Genomic DNA, 15,125 nt, shown 5'->3' on the forward strand with positions numbered 1-15,125 from the left:
GGCCCTGCCGATGCGCGTCTCCGACGCGCCCAAGCCGCCCCGCACCGCGCAGCCGCTCGACGAGGCGGTGCTGAGCCTGACCGTGGCGCTGCTCGACCGCGCCCGGCTCGAGCCGCCCGGCCCCTCCGGCCGCCACGACCTGGTGGTGGACCCGTTGATCGACCGCGCCACCGGCCAGCAGACGGCGGTGACGCGCGGCATGGAGCAGCGCATCGGCACGCTGGTGCGGGAGCGCTACCCGGCGTTCAACCTGCGCCCCTTCGGCACCGCCGCGCTGGACGAGCAGCCGCTGATCCTGCTCGGCGCCATCACGCCGGTGGCGGAGGCCGGCGTCATCCCGGCGAGCGAGGCGCCCTTCCCGCAGGTCTACCGGATCTGGGCGGTGCTGGGGGATCTCCGCACCGGCCGCATCGTCAGCCACGAGACGGCCTGGGTGCGCGGCCCGGATGTGGACATGACCCCCACCGCCTTCTTCCGCGACAGCCCCGCCTGGAACCGCGAGCCGCTGACCGCCGCCTATCTCCGCACCTGCGCCGGCGACCCGGGCGAGGCGATCGACCCCGCCTATCTGCGCGCCCTGCGCGCCCAGGCCCATGCCGCCGACGGGGTGCGCGCCTACGAGGCCGGCAACCCGGCGGCGGCGCTGGCCGCCTACGAGGCGGCCTCGGCGCTGCCGGGGGGTGACCAGCTGCGCGTGCGCAACGGCCTCTACCTCGCCAACAAGGCGCTGGGCCGCGACGCGGCGGCCGAGGCCGCCTTCGGCGCGGTGGTGGCGCAGGGGCTGGACCGGGGCGAGCTGGCGGTGAAGTTCCTCTTCCGCCCCGGCACCACCGCCTTCTGGGCCGACCCCGCCATCAGCGGCGACTACCCGATGTGGCTGCGGCAGATCGCCCGGCAGACCGAGCCGCGCCCCTTCTGCCTGGCGCTGACCGGCCATGCCAGCCCGACCGGGCCGGCGGCGCTGAACCGGCGCCTCTCGGCGGCGCGGGCCGAGGCGGTGCGCGGGCGGCTGGTCGCCGAGCGGCCGGCGCTGCGGCCGCGCACCGTGGCGGAGGGGGTGGGAGCCAGCCAGCCGCTCATCGGCACCGGCACGGATGACGCGACCGACGCGCTGGACCGGCGCGTCAGCTTCGCGCCGGAGGCCTGCGCGGCCCGGCTCTGAGCCCGGCCCTACTCCGCCAGGCCGAGCGCCTCGAGATGCGCGGCGCCGCGGCGCAGGCTGGTCTGGTCGCGCACCTCCAGGATCAGGCGCGGCCGGCCGGCGAGGCGGGCGAGGGCGGCGAACAGGCCCGGCCAGCGGATGGTGCCCTCGCCCGGCTGCCAGTGGCGGTCGGCATGGCCGTCCGTATCCTGCAGGTGGACATGGCGCAGCGCCTCGCCCGCCAGGTTCACATGCACGTCCACCGGCGGCGCGCCGGTGCTGACATGCGCGTAGTGGGCGTGGCCGGTGTCGAGCGAGACCTGCACCGCCGGGCTGCCGAAGGAGGCGGCGAGGGCGATGCGGTCGCGCGGCTCCTTGTCCTCGATGTTCTCGATGACCAGCTCGCAGCCCTGCGACTCGGCGCGGGCGACGACGTCGCGCAGCGTCAGGTTCACGCGCTCGATCTGCTGCTCGCGGGCGCCGGGGAAGGCGTCGAGGTTGGCGTGGTCCCAGGTGGTGTAGGGGGAGTGGACCACCATCTGCGTGGCGCCCACCGCGGCGCAGGCTTCCAGCCCCTGCAGCAGGCGGCGGCGCACCACGGCGCGGATCTCGGGGTCGTGGCTGTCGATCTTGAAGCCCCAGAACGGCCCGTGCAGGCCGACGCGGCCGGTGTGCCCGTCCAGCAGCGCGCGCAGCCGCTCGGCCACCGGGCGCCAGTCGCCGTCCAGCACCTCGGCGCTGTGCAGGTCCTGGATCTCCAGGTCGCGCTGCTTCTCCAGCAGCCAGTCGCGGTGCTGGGTGATGCCCTTGAGGGTGAGGGCGGCGCCGAGGATGGGCTTGTCGGTCATGAACAGGGTCCGGCTGGTGTTGCGCGGCCCCGCCTAGCGCCGCCGCGCTGCAACCCCGTGGCGGCGCGGTGACAATCTGAAGTCATCTTCTTTCTCTGAAGAAAAAGAAGCAAAAAGACTTTCCGGGTCTGGCGCCGCGCCATCCGCCCGCGAGCGCCAAACTGCAGAAAGTTTTTTGGTTCTTTTTTCCAAAAAAGAACGCTGACTTTTTTACTTCCGCCGCGCGACCGCCGCGTCCACCGTGTTCTCCAGCAGGCAGGCGATGGTCATCGGCCCGACGCCGCCCGGCACGGGGGTGATGGCCGCGGCCCGCTCGCGCGCCGCGGCGAAGTCCACGTCGCCCACCAGCCCGCCATTGGCCAGGCGGTTGATGCCGACATCGATGACGGTGGCGCCTTCCGCGATCCAGTCGCCCTTCACCATCTCCGGCCGCCCCACGGCGGCGACCAGGATCTCGGCGCGGCGGCATTCCGAGGCGAGGTCGCGCGTGCGGGAATGCACCACGGTCACGGTGGCGTCGGCCGCCAGCAGCAGCGCGGCCATCGGCTTGCCGACGATGTTGGAGCGCCCGAGCACCACGGCGCGCGCCCCGGCGATGGCGGTGCCGGCGGCGGCGAGCAGGTGCATCACCCCCTTCGGCGTGCAGGGCACCAGCCCGGGCTGCCCGGTGGCGAGCCTGCCGGCGTTCATGGCGTGGAAGCCGTCCACGTCCTTGGCCGGGTCGATGGCGGCCAGCACCTTGGCGGCGTCGATCTGCCGGGGCAGCGGCAGCTGCACCAGGATGCCGTCCACCGCCGGGTCCTCGTTCAGCCGGCGCACCAGGGCCAGCAGCTCGGCCTCGGGTGTCTCCTCGGGCAGCTGGAGCGTGGCGCTGTCGAGCCCCGCCTCGCGCGCCGCGCGGTCCTTGTTGCGGACATAGACGCCGCTCGCCGGGTCCTCGCCCACGCGCACCACGCGCAGGCCGGGGGTGTAGGGCAGGGCCTTCACGCGCTCGGCCAGGCGCGCGCGCAGCGCCGCGGCCACGGCCTTGCCGTCGATGATGCTCGCGGTCATGCCAGGGTCTCCAGTTGCTCGCTCAGCCGGGCGGGGTCGCCCAGGATGCGGCAGGTCTTTTCCCGCGACGTGGCGCCCTGCACCACCGCGATGGCGGAAGGGGGGACATGCAGCGCCTCGGCCAGCAGGGCGCAGAGGGCGCGGTTGGCGCGGCCATCCTCGGGCGCCGCGTTCACCGCCAGCCGCAGCCGCGGGCCGGTGGCCGAATCGGCCCAGCCGCCGAGGCCGGGGCGGCGGGCCCGGGGCTGCGCCTTCACGCGCAGCTCCACGCCCCCCTCCACCGCGCGCCAGCCCTTCGTCCAGCGTCCGCTCAGCCCGCCACCAGCGGCCAGAGGGTGGTCCAGAGGAAGATGCGGAAGGCGTAGAGCAGCAGGATCAGGATCATCGGCGAGATGTCGATGCCGCCGAGATTGGGCATGAAGTTGCGGATCGGCCGCAGCGCCGGCTCGGTGATCTTGTGGAGGAAGTCGCCCACCGCCCAGACGAAGCGGTTGCGGGTGTCGAGCACGTTGAACGCGACCAGCAGGCTGAACACGGCGGCGATGATGAGCGCCCACACATAGAGGCCGATTGCCTGATCGACGAACCAAAACACCGCGTACATCGCCATCCCCTTCACGTGAGGCCCTGAGATACGAAGCGCGCGGCTCCACGGCAAGCACCGCTTGACTCGTGCCGCGACCTCGGGGATAAGCCGCCCACCGCGCGAGTGTGGGGCTGTAGCTCAGATGGGAGAGCGCCTCGTTCGCAATGAGGAGGTCAGGGGTTCGATTCCCCTCAGCTCCACCACCCGCCGCGCGGCTCCCGGCACAGACCGAATCCGAAGACGAAAAAGGCGGCCAGCGGCCGCCTTTGTCATGTCTGGCGCCTTTCTCCCCGGCACCTTTCTCCCCGGCGCCTTTCTCCGGCGCCGGGGAAGGGCGCCCCCTCCTCAGGGGGCGCGCTGCTCGGACAGCAGGGTGGGGCGCGGCGGCGCGACCGAACCGAGCTTCAGCGCCTCGGTCAGCGCGTCCGAATAGGTGCGGGCGGCGGACCAGCGCAGGTGGATGGCGTCGAAGAAGGCCTCGGGGCCCACCACCTGGGCGGCGTCGCCATCCCAGAAGGTGCCGCCGGAGGGGGCGAGCGCCGCCTCCATGCGCTGGTTGAACTCGGCCACCGTCCGGCCCTGCGGGTCGCCCTCGGCCTTCCAGGCGGGGTTGAGCGGGGTGGAGGCCACCAGCAGCCGCTTGCCTTCGCCCTGCAGCCGCTGGCCGAGCCTGGCCACCGAATCGAAGCAGGCCTGGTCCAGCGTCCGCACCATGCCGTAGAGCAGCGTCTCGCGGTTGCGCGGCGTGTCCAGCGGGCCGCTGCCGTAGCGGTCGAACACCAGCGGGTCGATCCAGTTCTCGCCGCTGCGCTTGGCGGCGATCTCGCTGGCGTTGCGCAGCAGCGAGGTGGGCGCGAAGTAGCGCATGTAGAAGGGCCAGGGGGAGGCGCCGTCCACATAGGCGGCCGCGTCCGCGCCGTCGAACAGCGTGGTGCGGCTGGTGGTGCAGTTCTCGAAATCCTGCGGCGAGGCGATCAGCAGCACCTCGCGCACGGCGGGCTGGCGGTCGAGGAACCAGTTGGCGGCGAACACGCTCTGGTTGGCCGAGAGGCCGCAGAAGGCGCCGCTCAGCGGCACCGCCTGGGGGGCGCGCTCCACCACCGCGTCGCCGTCGAAATGCCGCCACGCCACGGAGGAGCCGACCACCAGCAGGGTGGCGCCCGGCGCCGGGTGGGTGCGGTGGAAGGCCAGCTTCTCATCGACGCAGATGGAGTTGGCGAAGGCCGGCGGCGGCAGGTGGCCGGTGGCGCGGAGGCCGAACAGCAGGCCGTAGAAGCCCAGCAGCGCCAGGAAGGCGCTGGCGAACAGCGCGCTCAGGTAGCGCGGCGGCACGGGCGGGGAGGGCGGTGCCGCCCCCGGCCCATGGCCGGGAGGAGATGCGGCCATGGCTACCGGGCTCCCTGCTGCTTGCTGGCGATGAGCTGCACGAAGTCGCCCACATTGTGCAGCGACTCGAGCTCGGCGGTGCGGAAGCGGACGCCGAAGCGCATCTCGGCCGCCACCACGAGGTTCACATGCGCCTGGCTGTCCCAGCCCGGGACATCGGCCGCCGTGGTGCCGGAGGTCAGGCGGATGTCGTCATCGTCGAACACGTCCTGGAACACTTCGGTCAGGGCGTCGTAGATCTGGGCCTCGGTCATGCGGCTTCCACTTCGATGTAATGGGCGGGCGCCTCGGCGGCGCGCAGTTCGTAGCGCCAGAAGGTGGCGCCGGATTCGGCGCCCTCCGGCGCGGGTACCGGGGCGAAGCCCAGCTTCTCATAGTGCCGGGCCACCATGCCGTTCTTGGCGGTGGGGCGATACTCGCCGATGAGCGCCTTCACGCCGCGCTGGCTGGCATGCTCCAGCAGCACGCCGAGCGAGGCCTCCTCCACCTGGCGGCCGAGCACGCGGCAGCTCATCAGCCAGGTGTCGATCAGCAGCTCGCCGGGGGGCAGGGCCGGGTCGGGGCGGGCCATTAGCACCGCGATCAGCCCGTTGTCGCCGAAGCGGTCGCTGAGGCGGAGCGAGAGCAGCAGCGTGTCGGGGTCGGCGGCGAAGCGGGCCGTGTCGGCATCCGTGTAGCGCCGGGTGGTCAGGTTGAACTGGTTGGTCTTGTTGATGAGCTGCGTCACGCGCGGCAGCTCGGCGGGGCCGACGCGCCGCGCCGTCATCTTCATGGCGAGGCTGCGCAGGTAGCCGGTGATGTCGGTCGCCTGCTCCAGCGCCGCCTGCCGCTCGGCGTTCAGCGCGTAGGAGCGGGCGCGGGCCGCGTCATCGGCGGTGAAGCCGGCCGCCTCGAAATAGCCCGCGGCGCCGACGATGGCGGGGTAGTCCGAGACGTCCTCCGTCACCTCCGGCACCGCCACCTCCGGCAGCTCGCGGCGGATGATCTCGCGCTCGGCCGGGTTGTCGTCGACGAAGACGAGGCTGTCGAGGCCGATGTTCAGCGTCTTGGCGATGTGGCGGAGGTTGCCGGCCTTGTCGTTCCAGTTGGCGACGAAGCAGGCGATGTCGCCGCGCCGCAGCGCCATCTCGGGGTGCTTGGCGAAGGCCTCCTCGGCCACCTCCGGGTTGTTCTTGCTGCACACGGCCAGGATGATGCCGCGCCGGCCAAGCGCCGCGGCGTAGCGCTGGAAGGCGAGGAAGGCCTCGCCCGTGGCGTTGCCCTGGCCCAGCCGGATGCCGTCCAGCCCGTCATCGCCGATGACGCCGCCCCAGAGGGTGTTGTCGAGGTCGAGCACCAGGCATTTGCGCGAGGTGCCGGCGACGGCACCGGCGATGCGGGCGACGAGGTCGCCATAGAGCGGCGCCAGCGCCGGGCTGACCAGCTGCTTGGCCTGGTGCCAGCGCACCGGGTCGGCCAGACCCGAGGCATGGCCGAGGCGCGCCGCCTGCCAGGCGAGGTCGAGCAGCAGCACGCCCTCCTGCCGCGCGGCGGCGCGGATGGCGGTGTTCAGCCGCTCGATGACGCTGTGCGGCGCCGCCGGCACCAGCGCCTCGAAGGAGCCGAACAGCAGCGGGTCGGCCGGCACCAGGGTCTGCTGCACCACCTGCGCGCCGTAGCGGGCGCGGGCGCGGCGCCAGAGGGTGCGCAACTCGTCGGTGCGCGCCTGCACGGCGGCCTCCACGGTGGCCTCGTCGCTGTCCAGCGGCAGGTCGATCGGCGCGTCGCGCGCATCCAGCGCCAGCAGGATCAGCTGGGGGGCGAAGGCGGCCAGCTCCGGGTCCTCGCCCAGCAGCGCCTGCCGGTACATGCCGTAGGGGGCGACATGCACCGAGAGCGCCACCCGCCGGTCCAGCCCCGAGACGCGGATGGCCGGCACCAAATGGTCCACGGTGTGGGAGGAGAGGATGGCCAGCCGCAGCGGCGTCAGCGCCGGGCGCACGCCCTCGCGCAGCGCCGGGTCGGCCAGGCCGTCCGCCGCCAGCCGGTCGATGCGGCCGGTGAGGGTGAAGTCGCGCCGGTAGCCGGCGAGGCGCACGGCTTCCGCGAAGCGCGCCGCCGGCTCCAGCCGGCGGGCCGCGCTGAGGGCTGCGCCGAGATCGGCATGGGCCGGCAGCCAGGGGAGCTGTTCCATGGAATCCGCCTCAGAACTGGAAGTAGAGGAATTCGGTGGGCGCGGCGGAGAAGGCCCGCGCCAGGGCATAGAAGCCGGCGAGGCCGATCACCACGCCGTAGGCGGCGGTGGGCCGCCAGGTGGCGAAGGGCAGCACCGGCTGCAGCCAGTTCATGCGCGGCCGCCAGTTCAGCGCCGTGCGGTAGTGGCGCATGAACTGCTGGGTGTTGGGCAGGCCCCAGACGATGGCCAGCAGCAGCGTGATGTGCAGGCCCAGCATGGGGCGGAAGAACGCCCCCGGCTCGGCGCCGATGCCGAGCGCCCCCGCCACCGCGCCCACCACCGGCAGCCCGGCGATGGAGGGCGGCAGGGTGACGCCGTTCAGCCCCGCCATGCCGGCCAGCAGGTTCAGCGCGCCGGTGAGGTGCGGGGCGCGGAAGAACACCATCGCCACGTTGATGCAGAGGAAGGTGAACAGGATGGCCACCGCGTTCTTCGCCCAGCTGTCGCTGTCGAGCGGCCGGCCGGTGCGCGCCTTCCAGGCCCGCCAGGCATGCGCCACCACCAGGTAGAAGCCGTGCAGCAGGCCGAAGGCCACGAACTGCCAGCCCGCCCCGTGCCAGACGCCGGAGATGAACATGGTCAGCACCGTCGGCCAGGCGACCAGCGCCAGGAAGGTGCCGGCCGTCATCTTGCCGCGGCGCGGCAGCGGCTTGCCGGCGGCCGCCCGCGCGCGGGTGATGCGCATGACGATGGGGTTGTAGACATAGGCGGTCAGGAAGCGCGTCAGCGTCATGTGCCAGCGCGACCAGTATTCGATGACGTTGCGCGCCTTGTAGGGGCTGTCGAAGTTCGGCGGCAGGCTGATGCCGAACAGCAGGCCGAGGCCGATCGCCATGTCGGTGTAGCCCGAGAAGTCGAAGTAGATCTGCAGCGTGTAGGAGAGCGCGCCGCCCCAGGAGTCGAGCAGCCCGAGCTGCACGCCATCGGCCGCGGCGGCGAAGACGGGGGCGGCCTCGGCGCCCATCGGGTCGGCGAACACCACCTTCTTGAACAGGCCGAGCAGGAACAGCGTGGCGCCGACCGAAATGTTGTCGAAGCGCGGCCGGAAATTGTCCGGGTTGCTGAACTGCGACAGCATCTCCCGGTGGTGGGTGATGGGGCCGGCGATCAGGTGGGGGAAGAAGGTGATGAACAGGCAGTAGTTGAGGAAGTCGTGCTCCACCACCGCGCCGTCATGCGCGTCCGACAGGTAGGCGATCTGCTGGAAGGTGAAGAAGGAGATGGCCAGCGGCAGGATGATGTTGGGCACCGTCCACTCCAGCCCGAAGGCCTGGTCGACGCTGCTCAGCAGGAAGCCGGTGTACTTGTAGTAGCCGAGCAGCAGCAGGTTGCCGGCAATGCCCAGCACCAGAACCGCGCGGGAGGGATGCTTCAGCAAGTATCCGCCCAGGCAATAGTTGGCGGTCATGCTGGCCAGCAGGAGCGGCACGTAATGCGGGTCCCACCAGCCATAGAACACCAGCGAGGCGAGGGTCAGCCAGAGGCCCGCCAGCCGCTGCCGGCCCGTGCCTGCGAACAGGAAAAACCCAAGCAAAACAACAGGCAAGAAGCCGGCAATGAAGACGGCCGAGTTGAACAGCATGGGTCTGAAGTCTCCCCCGTCGGCAGGATGTCAGGGCTGGGCAACGCTTCGCGAATTGAGACGTCGCGCCCGGCCATGGCGCATAAGCTGGACTTTACTCAAAAATTACGCATTGCGAGGGGGGCAATGCGCGCCTTCACGACGAGTTCAATGGAGGAGGGTTTTACTAAGGCAGCGATGTGAAAATGCTGTAATTTCTTGTGCGGACTGTTCACCGCTGCGTCATGATTCGGCCGCCCGCTGCGCGGCGGCGCAAGGGTTTCAAGTATTTCCCGTGAAAGACCGCGCGGCTGCCCCGCCCCTGCTACATGCGCCGCAGCCAGATCTCGTCCACGCTGTGGTTGGCGCTCTTGTGCAGCACCAGGCGCGCGCGCTCCCGCGTCGGCTGGATGTTCTCGTGCAGGTTCACGAGGTTGATCTGCCGCCAGATGTTCTGCGCCACCGCGATCGCCTCCTGCTCCGGCAGGTCCTTGTAGCGGTGGAAGTAGGAGGTGGGCTTCTGGAAGGCGGTGCGCTGCAGCAGCAGGAAGCGCTGGATGTACCACTCCGCGATGTGCCGCTCCTCCGCATCGACATAGACCGAGAAGTCGAAGAAGTCCGAGGCCAGCAGCGGCGCGCCGGCGGAGGGCTGCAGCACGTTCAGCCCCTCGAAGATCAGGATGTCCGGCCGCCGCACCATCTGCTGCTTGCCGGGGATGATGTCGTAGGTGAGGTGGGAATAGACCGGCGCCGCCACCTCCGGCGCGCCCGCCTTCACGGCGCTGAGGAAGGCGATCATCCGCCGCAGGTCGTAGCTCTCGGGGAAGCCCTTGCGCCCCATCAGCCCGCGCTCCTCCAGCACCGCCGTCGGGTAGAGGAAGCCGTCCGTGGTGATCAGCTCCACCTTCGGGTGGTCCGGCCAGCGGGCCAGGATGGCCTGCAGCACGCGGGCGAAGGTGCTCTTGCCCACCGCCACGCTGCCGGCGATGCCGATGATGTAGGGCGGCGGCACCACGGGGCGGCCGAGGAAGGTGTCCTGCACCACGCCGAGCCCGCGCGCCGCCGCCACCTGCAGGTTCAGCAGGCGGGAGAGGGGGAGGAACACATCCGCCACCTCCTTCAGCGACAGCTGCTCCGTCAGGCCGCGCAGCCCGGCGATGTCCTCGTCCGACAGGGAGAGCGGCGTGTTGGCGCGCAGCTCCGCCCATTCGGCGCGCGGGAAGACACGGTAGGCCGGGGGCCCGCCGAGCGAGGCGCCGGCCGCTCCGGCGGCGGGGCTCGGCCGGCCCGGGACGGGCTGGGTGCCGTGGTGCATGGGTCGTTTCCTTGTCGGCCTGCTGGCGGGCCGAGTCTTGCACCGCTTTGCTGCATTGCGAAGGGCGGGCTGGCGTGATCCGCCATGCCGGCGGAGGATGGCAGCAAATCCCGCCTGGAGGAACGCCGCATGACCGAGGCCGAAGCCACCCTGCCCCCGCCGCCCGAGCCCGGCGCCGTGGCCGAGATCCGGCCCGGGCTGCGCTGGGCGCGGATGCCGCTGCCCTTCCCGCCCGGCCATGTGAACCTCTGGCTGCTGGCGGATGGCGCGGGCTGGCTGGCCGTCGATGCCGGGGCGCGCACCGACGAGTCGGTCGGCCTCTGGACCCGCATCCTGGAGGAGGGGCTGGAGGGCCGCCCCGTCACCCGCCTGCTGGCCACGCATTTCCACCCCGACCATGTGGGCTTCGCCGGCTGGCTGTGCGAGCGCACCGGCGCCGCGCTGCTGATGCCGCGCGCCGAGTACCTGATGGCCCGCTTCCTCTGCCTCGACACGGATGAGGGCATGTCGGCGCAGCAGCTCGACTTCGCGGCCGCCCTGGGCGCGCCGGAGGACTACCTGGCCTTCCTCGCCGCGCGCGGCCCGCTCTACGCCCGCGCCGTGATGCCGCTGCCCCGCCAGTACCGCCGCATCGCCCAGGACGACCGGATCGCCATCGGCGGCCAGGAGTGGCGGGTGATGACCGGCGGCGGCCATGCGCCGGAGATGGCGGCGCTGCACTGCGCCGAACTCGGCGTGCTGATCGCGGCGGACCAGATCCTGCCGCGCATCAGCCCCTATGTCGGCGTCGGCGCCACCGAGCCGGAGGCGGACCCGCTGCGCGATTTCCTCGACTCGAACGCCAGGCTGCGCGCCCTGCCGGCGGGGACGCTGGTGCTGCCCTCGCATGGCGAGCCCTTCCTCGGGCTGCATGAGCGGATCGATGTGCTGGCGGCGCACCATGCGGAGCGACTCGGCACGCTGGAAGCCGCCTGCGCCACGCCGCTCACCGCCTACGAGGCGTCCGGCGTGCTGTTCCCGCGCGTGAAGGAACATCGGCCGCGCGGCTTCGCCCTGGGCGAGACGCTGGCGCACCTGAACCGGCTGGTGGCGGAGGGGAGGGTGGTCCGCGAAGAGGGAGCGGTGCCGCGATACAGCAGGAAGTAAGAGACGTTCTTTTTTGGAAAAAAGAACCAAAAAACTTTTGTCAGTTCAGCGCGGCGCCAAACTGACAAAGTCTTTTTGCTTCTTTTTCTTCAGAAAAAGAAGTTCCTAATTCTCCAGCATCCGCCGCAGCAGCTCGACATCCTCGGCGAAGGTGCTGTCGGACTGCATCAGCTCCGCCACGCGGGAGACGGCGTGCATGACGGTGGTGTGGTCGCGGTTGCCGAAGCGGCGGCCGATCTCGGGCAGCGAGCGGGAGGTGAGCTGCTTGGCCAGGTACATCGCCACCTGGCGCGGCCGGGCCACGTTGCGGGCGCGGCGGGCCGAGGACATGTCGGTGAGGCGGATGTTGTAGTGCTCCGCCACCTTGCGCTGGATCTCCTCGATCGTCACGCGGCGATCATGGGCGCGCAGGATGTCGTGCAGCACTTCCTGCGCCGATTCCAGCGTGATCGGCCGGCCGAACAGGTTGGCGTGGGCGATCAGCCGGTTCAGCGCGCCCTCCAGCTCCCGCACGTTGGAGGTGATCTTGTGCGCCAGGAACTCCAGCACGCGCGGCGGCACCTCCACCTCCGCCCCCTGGGCCTTGGCCTGGAGGATGGAGATGCGCAACTCGTAGGTGGTGGCATGGATGTCCGCCACCATGCCGCAGCCGAGCCGCGTCCGCAGCCGGTCCTCCAGCCCCGAGAGGTCGGAGGGCGACTTGTCGGCGGAGACGACGATCTGCTTCCCGGCATCCACCAGCGCGTTGAAGGTGTGGAAGAACTCCTCCTGCGTGTTGTCCTTGCCGATCAGGAATTGCAGATCGTCGATCATCAGCACGTCGACGGAGCGGAGGCTTTCCTTGAACTCCATCGTGCTCTGCGAGCGCAGCGCGGCGATGAAGCGGTACATGAACTTCTCGGCCGACATGTAGGCGACGTTGCGCTGGCCGTTGAAGGAGATCGCCCAGGCGATGGCATGCATCAGGTGCGTCTTGCCGAGGCCGACGCCGCCATAGAGGAAGAGCGGGTTGAAGCCCGGGCTGGCCGGCTTCTCCGCCACGCGGCGGGCGCAGGCATGGGCGAACTCGTTCGGCTTGCCCACCACGAAGCTGTCGAAGGTGAAGCGCGGGTCGAGCGGCGCCGCCCAGTCGTTGCGCGACTCGGGCGCGCGCGGCTCCGGCCCGCGCGGCGGGGAGGAGAGCGGCTCGGCCAGCGGCAGGGTGGTCTGGTGCGCGCGCGCCACGGGCGCGGCGCCGGCCAGGCCATCCGCCTGCGGCGCGGCCTCGGCGGCCTCCAGCGAGCGGCTCTCGGGGGCCACGCGGATGTCGATGCGGCGGACGCCGAGATTCTCGGCGCCCCAGAGGCTGCGCAGGCGGTCGCCATAGTGGTTGCGCACCCAGTCGCGCAGGAAGCGCGTGGGCAGCAGGATGACTGCCTCCTCGCCCTCGATGGCGGAGAGGGTCATCTGGCGCAGCCAGCTGCGATACTCGACCTCGCCCACTTCCTCGCGCAGGCGCCCGCGGATCCGGGCCCAGGCTTCCGTCACCTGTCCCGGCGCGACGGAGGAGGGAGTGCCGAGCTCATTCTCCATGCGAAGCACCTGCCACCCTATGTCTTGGCCTTTGGCCGGCCTGATGCATCCCCTCACGGGGCGACGAGAAACCGATGTGGAGACGCACGCCTCCTGTCCGGTCTTTCCGCCCGGGAAGGCGGAGCCAGAGGCGGAAACAGTCCTGCAGCGCGTCGGATATCAGGCGCAATTCACCATTCCGCCTTTATGCTGTCGGATTCAGGAGTGAACCCGACAGATGAAAGACGACCGGTAACGCCGTGATGTAAACTGATACTTCTAGTCCGGCCGGCTGTTCCGGGAGGCTATCCCCCGCTGCGCCCTGGGCGCAACGGGTTCTTGCTCGGAACATCGCTCCCGGCCGGTCACCCCGCAGTGTGCGGGGTGAGGTCAGGCCTGGGCGGAGTCCAGGGCCTTGATCCGCGAGGTCAGGCGGGAAAGCTTGCGGGCCACCGTGTTCAGGTGGAGCACGCCCTTGGTCACGGCGCGCTGCATTTCGGGCTGCGCGTCCTTGAAGGCGGCCTGCGCGGCGGCCTTGTCGCCCCCCGCAATAGCCTTCTCGACCTTGGTGAGGAAGGTGCCAACGCGCGAGCGGCGGGCGCGATTGCGCTCGTTGCGAGTGGCCGTCTGTCGGATGCGCTTGCGCGCGGAAGCCGTGTTCGCCATGGCGGTGTTTCGAACCAGTCGTCTGTGTCTCAGGAACGCAGGCAACCCAGGCGAGCCCGGGACCACTGCGGGAAGGCGCGGTTTCTAGCCGCCGGGGGGGCGCAGAGTCAATGCGCAGCCGCTTCCGCCGCGTGGCATGGCCGCCCCGGTGGGGGCACATGGCGGCCGCGGCGCCCCTGGGGCCAGGGCGAATCCGGTATTCCGCCCCGCCCGGCGGCCTCGCGGGCGGGGGGAGCGAGGGGGCCGGGACTCGGGCCGCCACGACGCGGCGGCGGCCCTCCCCGGCCGCCGGATGGCGGCGAATGGCGCCGCCTCAGCCGCGGAAGGCCGGCTTCCGCTTCTCGACGAAGGCGGCCATGCCCTCCTTCTGCCCCTCCGTGCCGAACAGGCTGAGGAACAGGCGGCGCTCCAGCCGCACCCCCTCGCGCAGCGGCAGCTCGAAGGCGGCGTTCACCGCCTCCTTGGCCATCGCCACGGCGGGGGCGGAGAGGGCGCCGATCTTCTCCGCCACCTTCACCGCCTCGGGCAGCAACTCGGCCGCCGGCACCACCCGCGCCACCAGCCCGGCGCGCTCCGCCTCCTCGGCCGGCATCATCCGCCCCGTCAGCACCATCTCCATGGCCTTGGACTTGCCGATGGCGCGCGTCAGCCGCTGGCTGCCCCCCGCGCCGGGGATGATGCCGAGGTTGATCTCCGGCTGGCCGAACTTCGCCGTGTCGGCGGCCAGGATCATGTCGCACATCATCGCCAGCTCGCAGCCGCCGCCCAGGGCGAAGCCGGCCACGGCGGCGATGACGGGCTTGCGCACCGTCAGCACCGCCTCCCAGCTCTCGGCGATGAAGTCGGCCGTGTAGGTCTCCGGGTGGCGGAGGTGCTGCATCTCCTTGATGTCGGCCCCCGCCGCGAAGGCCTTCTCGCTGCCGGTGATGATGATGGCGGCGATGGCGGGGTCGGCGTCGAAGTCGCGCAGCGCCGCCGCCATCTCCCGCGTCAGGGTGTTGCACAGCGCGTTCAGCGCCGCCGGGCGGTTCAGCCGGATGATGCCGGCGGGCCCCTGGGTCTCGGTCAGGATCATCGTGTACTCGGCCATGGGCGCGTTCCTCTCAGCGTTGGGTGCGGGCGCAGAAGAAGGTGCTGCGGCCCGATTGGACGATGCGCGAGACGCCGCCGCAGCCCGGCGGGCCGGGGCAGAGCGGGCAGGGCGCGCCCGCGCGGTCATAGACCTGGAAGCGGTCCTGGAAGTGGCCCAGCTCGCCATCGGCCTGCACATAGTCGCGGAGCGAGGAGCCGCCGGCGGCGATCGCCTCCTCCAGCACGGCCTTGATGGCGGGCACCAGCCGCGCCGCGCGCGCGCCGGCGACGGTGTGCGCCAGCCGGCGGGGCGAGAGCCCGGCGCGGAACAGCGCCTCCGCCACGTAGATGTTGCCGAGCCCGGCCACCACGCGCTGGTCGAGCAGCGCGGCCTTGATCGGCGTCCGCCGGCCGGCCAGGGCGGCGGAGAGGATGGCGGCGGTGAAGCCCGCCTCCAGCGGCTCCGGCCCCATGCCGGCGAGCAGCCTGTGGGCGTCCTCGTCGGCGGTGGGCACCAGGTCCACGCTGCCGAAGCGGCGCGGGTCGACGAAGCCCACCACCTGCCCGTCATCGGTTTCCAGCAGCA

General features: G+C 71.3%; 15 protein-coding genes and 1 tRNA gene. 3 read left to right on the top strand and 13 right to left on the bottom strand.

Features of this window, described 5'->3' with window-relative positions:
- Positions 1 to 1,162, top strand: a 1,162-nt coding sequence (locus tag ACZJYS_RS15895; protein WP_493179565.1) for an OmpA family protein, incomplete at its 5' end; no start/stop codon positions are given.
- Positions 1,163 to 1,170: 8 nt separating this feature from the next.
- Here the strand turns inward: ACZJYS_RS15895 and ACZJYS_RS15900 are convergent.
- From ACZJYS_RS15900 to ACZJYS_RS15915, 4 genes are all read right to left on the bottom strand, one after another.
- On the bottom strand, positions 1,171 to 1,989 hold the full coding sequence (locus ACZJYS_RS15900; protein WP_493179566.1) for a sugar phosphate isomerase/epimerase family protein: 819 nt from the start codon (positions 1,987 to 1,989) through the stop codon (positions 1,171 to 1,173).
- Between the two features lie 210 nt (positions 1,990 to 2,199).
- Positions 2,200 to 3,042, bottom strand: a complete 843-nt coding sequence (gene folD / locus ACZJYS_RS15905; RefSeq protein WP_493179567.1) for a bifunctional methylenetetrahydrofolate dehydrogenase/methenyltetrahydrofolate cyclohydrolase FolD — start codon at positions 3,040 to 3,042, stop codon at positions 2,200 to 2,202.
- Positions 3,039 to 3,311: a DUF167 domain-containing protein gene (locus tag ACZJYS_RS15910; RefSeq protein WP_181378262.1), complete on the bottom strand. Its 273-nt coding sequence runs from the start codon at positions 3,309 to 3,311 to the stop codon at positions 3,039 to 3,041. Before ACZJYS_RS15910 ends, folD begins: the two co-directional genes overlap by 4 nt.
- A gap of 41 nt (positions 3,312 to 3,352) precedes the next feature.
- On the bottom strand, positions 3,353 to 3,646 hold the full coding sequence (locus tag ACZJYS_RS15915; protein ID WP_109518786.1) for a YggT family protein: 294 nt from the start codon (positions 3,644 to 3,646) through the stop codon (positions 3,353 to 3,355).
- A 109-nt stretch (positions 3,647 to 3,755) separates the two neighbouring features.
- On the opposite strand from ACZJYS_RS15915, the gene ACZJYS_RS15920 reads away from it, so the two are divergent.
- A tRNA-Ala gene (locus ACZJYS_RS15920) sits at positions 3,756 to 3,831 on the top strand.
- A gap of 142 nt (positions 3,832 to 3,973) precedes the next feature.
- On the opposite strand, the gene ACZJYS_RS15925 is transcribed toward ACZJYS_RS15920, so the two are convergent.
- The 5 genes from ACZJYS_RS15925 to coaA all read right to left on the bottom strand — a co-directional run bounded on the left by ACZJYS_RS15925 (position 3,974) and on the right by coaA (position 10,105).
- On the bottom strand, positions 3,974 to 5,014 hold the full coding sequence (locus ACZJYS_RS15925; RefSeq protein WP_493179568.1) for a hypothetical protein: 1,041 nt from the start codon (positions 5,012 to 5,014) through the stop codon (positions 3,974 to 3,976).
- A 2-nt stretch (positions 5,015 to 5,016) separates the two neighbouring features.
- Positions 5,017 to 5,268, bottom strand: a complete 252-nt coding sequence (locus tag ACZJYS_RS15930; protein WP_109518784.1) for an acyl carrier protein — start codon at positions 5,266 to 5,268, stop codon at positions 5,017 to 5,019.
- Positions 5,265 to 7,187 carry an HAD-IIIC family phosphatase gene (locus ACZJYS_RS15935; protein ID WP_493179569.1) on the bottom strand — a complete coding sequence of 641 codons (1,923 nt, stop codon included), beginning with the start codon at positions 7,185 to 7,187 and terminating at the stop codon, positions 5,265 to 5,267. Before ACZJYS_RS15935 ends, ACZJYS_RS15930 begins: the two co-directional genes overlap by 4 nt.
- A gap of 10 nt (positions 7,188 to 7,197) precedes the next feature.
- A complete protein-coding gene (locus tag ACZJYS_RS15940; protein ID WP_493179570.1) occupies positions 7,198 to 8,811 on the bottom strand; it encodes an MBOAT family O-acyltransferase in 1,614 nt (537 codons plus the stop codon).
- A 304-nt stretch (positions 8,812 to 9,115) separates the two neighbouring features.
- Entirely contained in the window at positions 9,116 to 10,105 is a 990-nt protein-coding gene (gene coaA / locus ACZJYS_RS15945; protein ID WP_109518781.1) for a type I pantothenate kinase, read from the bottom strand.
- A gap of 129 nt (positions 10,106 to 10,234) precedes the next feature.
- Between coaA and ACZJYS_RS15950 the strand changes: the two genes are divergently transcribed.
- Positions 10,235 to 11,251, top strand: a complete 1,017-nt coding sequence (locus ACZJYS_RS15950) for an MBL fold metallo-hydrolase (protein WP_109518830.1) — start codon at positions 10,235 to 10,237, stop codon at positions 11,249 to 11,251.
- A gap of 105 nt (positions 11,252 to 11,356) precedes the next feature.
- On the opposite strand, the gene dnaA is transcribed toward ACZJYS_RS15950, so the two are convergent.
- The 4 genes from dnaA to mutM all read right to left on the bottom strand — a co-directional run.
- Positions 11,357 to 12,823: a chromosomal replication initiator protein DnaA gene (gene dnaA, locus ACZJYS_RS15955; protein ID WP_493179571.1), complete on the bottom strand. Its 1,467-nt coding sequence runs from the start codon at positions 12,821 to 12,823 to the stop codon at positions 11,357 to 11,359.
- A 369-nt stretch (positions 12,824 to 13,192) separates the two neighbouring features.
- Positions 13,193 to 13,468 (bottom strand): 30S ribosomal protein S20, encoded by a 276-nt coding sequence (gene rpsT / locus ACZJYS_RS15960; protein WP_109518779.1) that lies wholly within the window; start codon positions 13,466 to 13,468, stop codon positions 13,193 to 13,195.
- A 313-nt stretch (positions 13,469 to 13,781) separates the two neighbouring features.
- A complete protein-coding gene (locus tag ACZJYS_RS15965; RefSeq protein WP_379651866.1) occupies positions 13,782 to 14,558 on the bottom strand; it encodes an enoyl-CoA hydratase in 777 nt (258 codons plus the stop codon).
- A 13-nt stretch (positions 14,559 to 14,571) separates the two neighbouring features.
- Positions 14,572 to 15,125, bottom strand: a 554-nt coding sequence (gene mutM / locus ACZJYS_RS15970; RefSeq protein ID WP_493179572.1) for a bifunctional DNA-formamidopyrimidine glycosylase/DNA-(apurinic or apyrimidinic site) lyase, incomplete at its 5' end; no start/stop codon positions are given.

The sequence above is a fragment of the Roseomonas sp. TS2 genome (assembly GCF_058833935.1).

Bases quoted from the DNA above. Each gene is read 5' to 3' on its own strand.
- ACZJYS_RS15900 (WP_493179566.1), bottom strand. From the start codon at position 1,989: ATGACCGACAAGCCCATCCTCGGCGCCGCCCTCACCCTCAAGGGCATC.
- ACZJYS_RS15915 (WP_109518786.1), bottom strand. From the start codon at position 3,646: ATGTACGCGGTGTTTTGGTTCGTCGATCAGGCAATCGGCCTCTATGTG.
- ACZJYS_RS15965 (WP_379651866.1), bottom strand. From the start codon at position 14,558: ATGGCCGAGTACACGATGATCCTGACCGAGACCCAGGGGCCCGCCGGC.
- rpsT (WP_109518779.1), bottom strand. From the start codon at position 13,468: ATGGCGAACACGGCTTCCGCGCGCAAGCGCATCCGACAGACGGCCACT.
- ACZJYS_RS15930 (WP_109518784.1), bottom strand. From the start codon at position 5,268: ATGACCGAGGCCCAGATCTACGACGCCCTGACCGAAGTGTTCCAGGAC.
- ACZJYS_RS15925 (WP_493179568.1), bottom strand. From the start codon at position 5,014: ATGGCCGCATCTCCTCCCGGCCATGGGCCGGGGGCGGCACCGCCCTCC.
- folD (WP_493179567.1), bottom strand. From the start codon at position 3,042: ATGACCGCGAGCATCATCGACGGCAAGGCCGTGGCCGCGGCGCTGCGC.
- coaA (WP_109518781.1), bottom strand. From the start codon at position 10,105: ATGCACCACGGCACCCAGCCCGTCCCGGGCCGGCCGAGCCCCGCCGCC.
- ACZJYS_RS15950 (WP_109518830.1), top strand. From the start codon at position 10,235: ATGACCGAGGCCGAAGCCACCCTGCCCCCGCCGCCCGAGCCCGGCGCC.
- ACZJYS_RS15935 (WP_493179569.1), bottom strand. From the start codon at position 7,187: ATGGAACAGCTCCCCTGGCTGCCGGCCCATGCCGATCTCGGCGCAGCC.
- ACZJYS_RS15940 (WP_493179570.1), bottom strand. From the start codon at position 8,811: ATGCTGTTCAACTCGGCCGTCTTCATTGCCGGCTTCTTGCCTGTTGTT.
- dnaA (WP_493179571.1), bottom strand. From the start codon at position 12,823: ATGGAGAATGAGCTCGGCACTCCCTCCTCCGTCGCGCCGGGACAGGTG.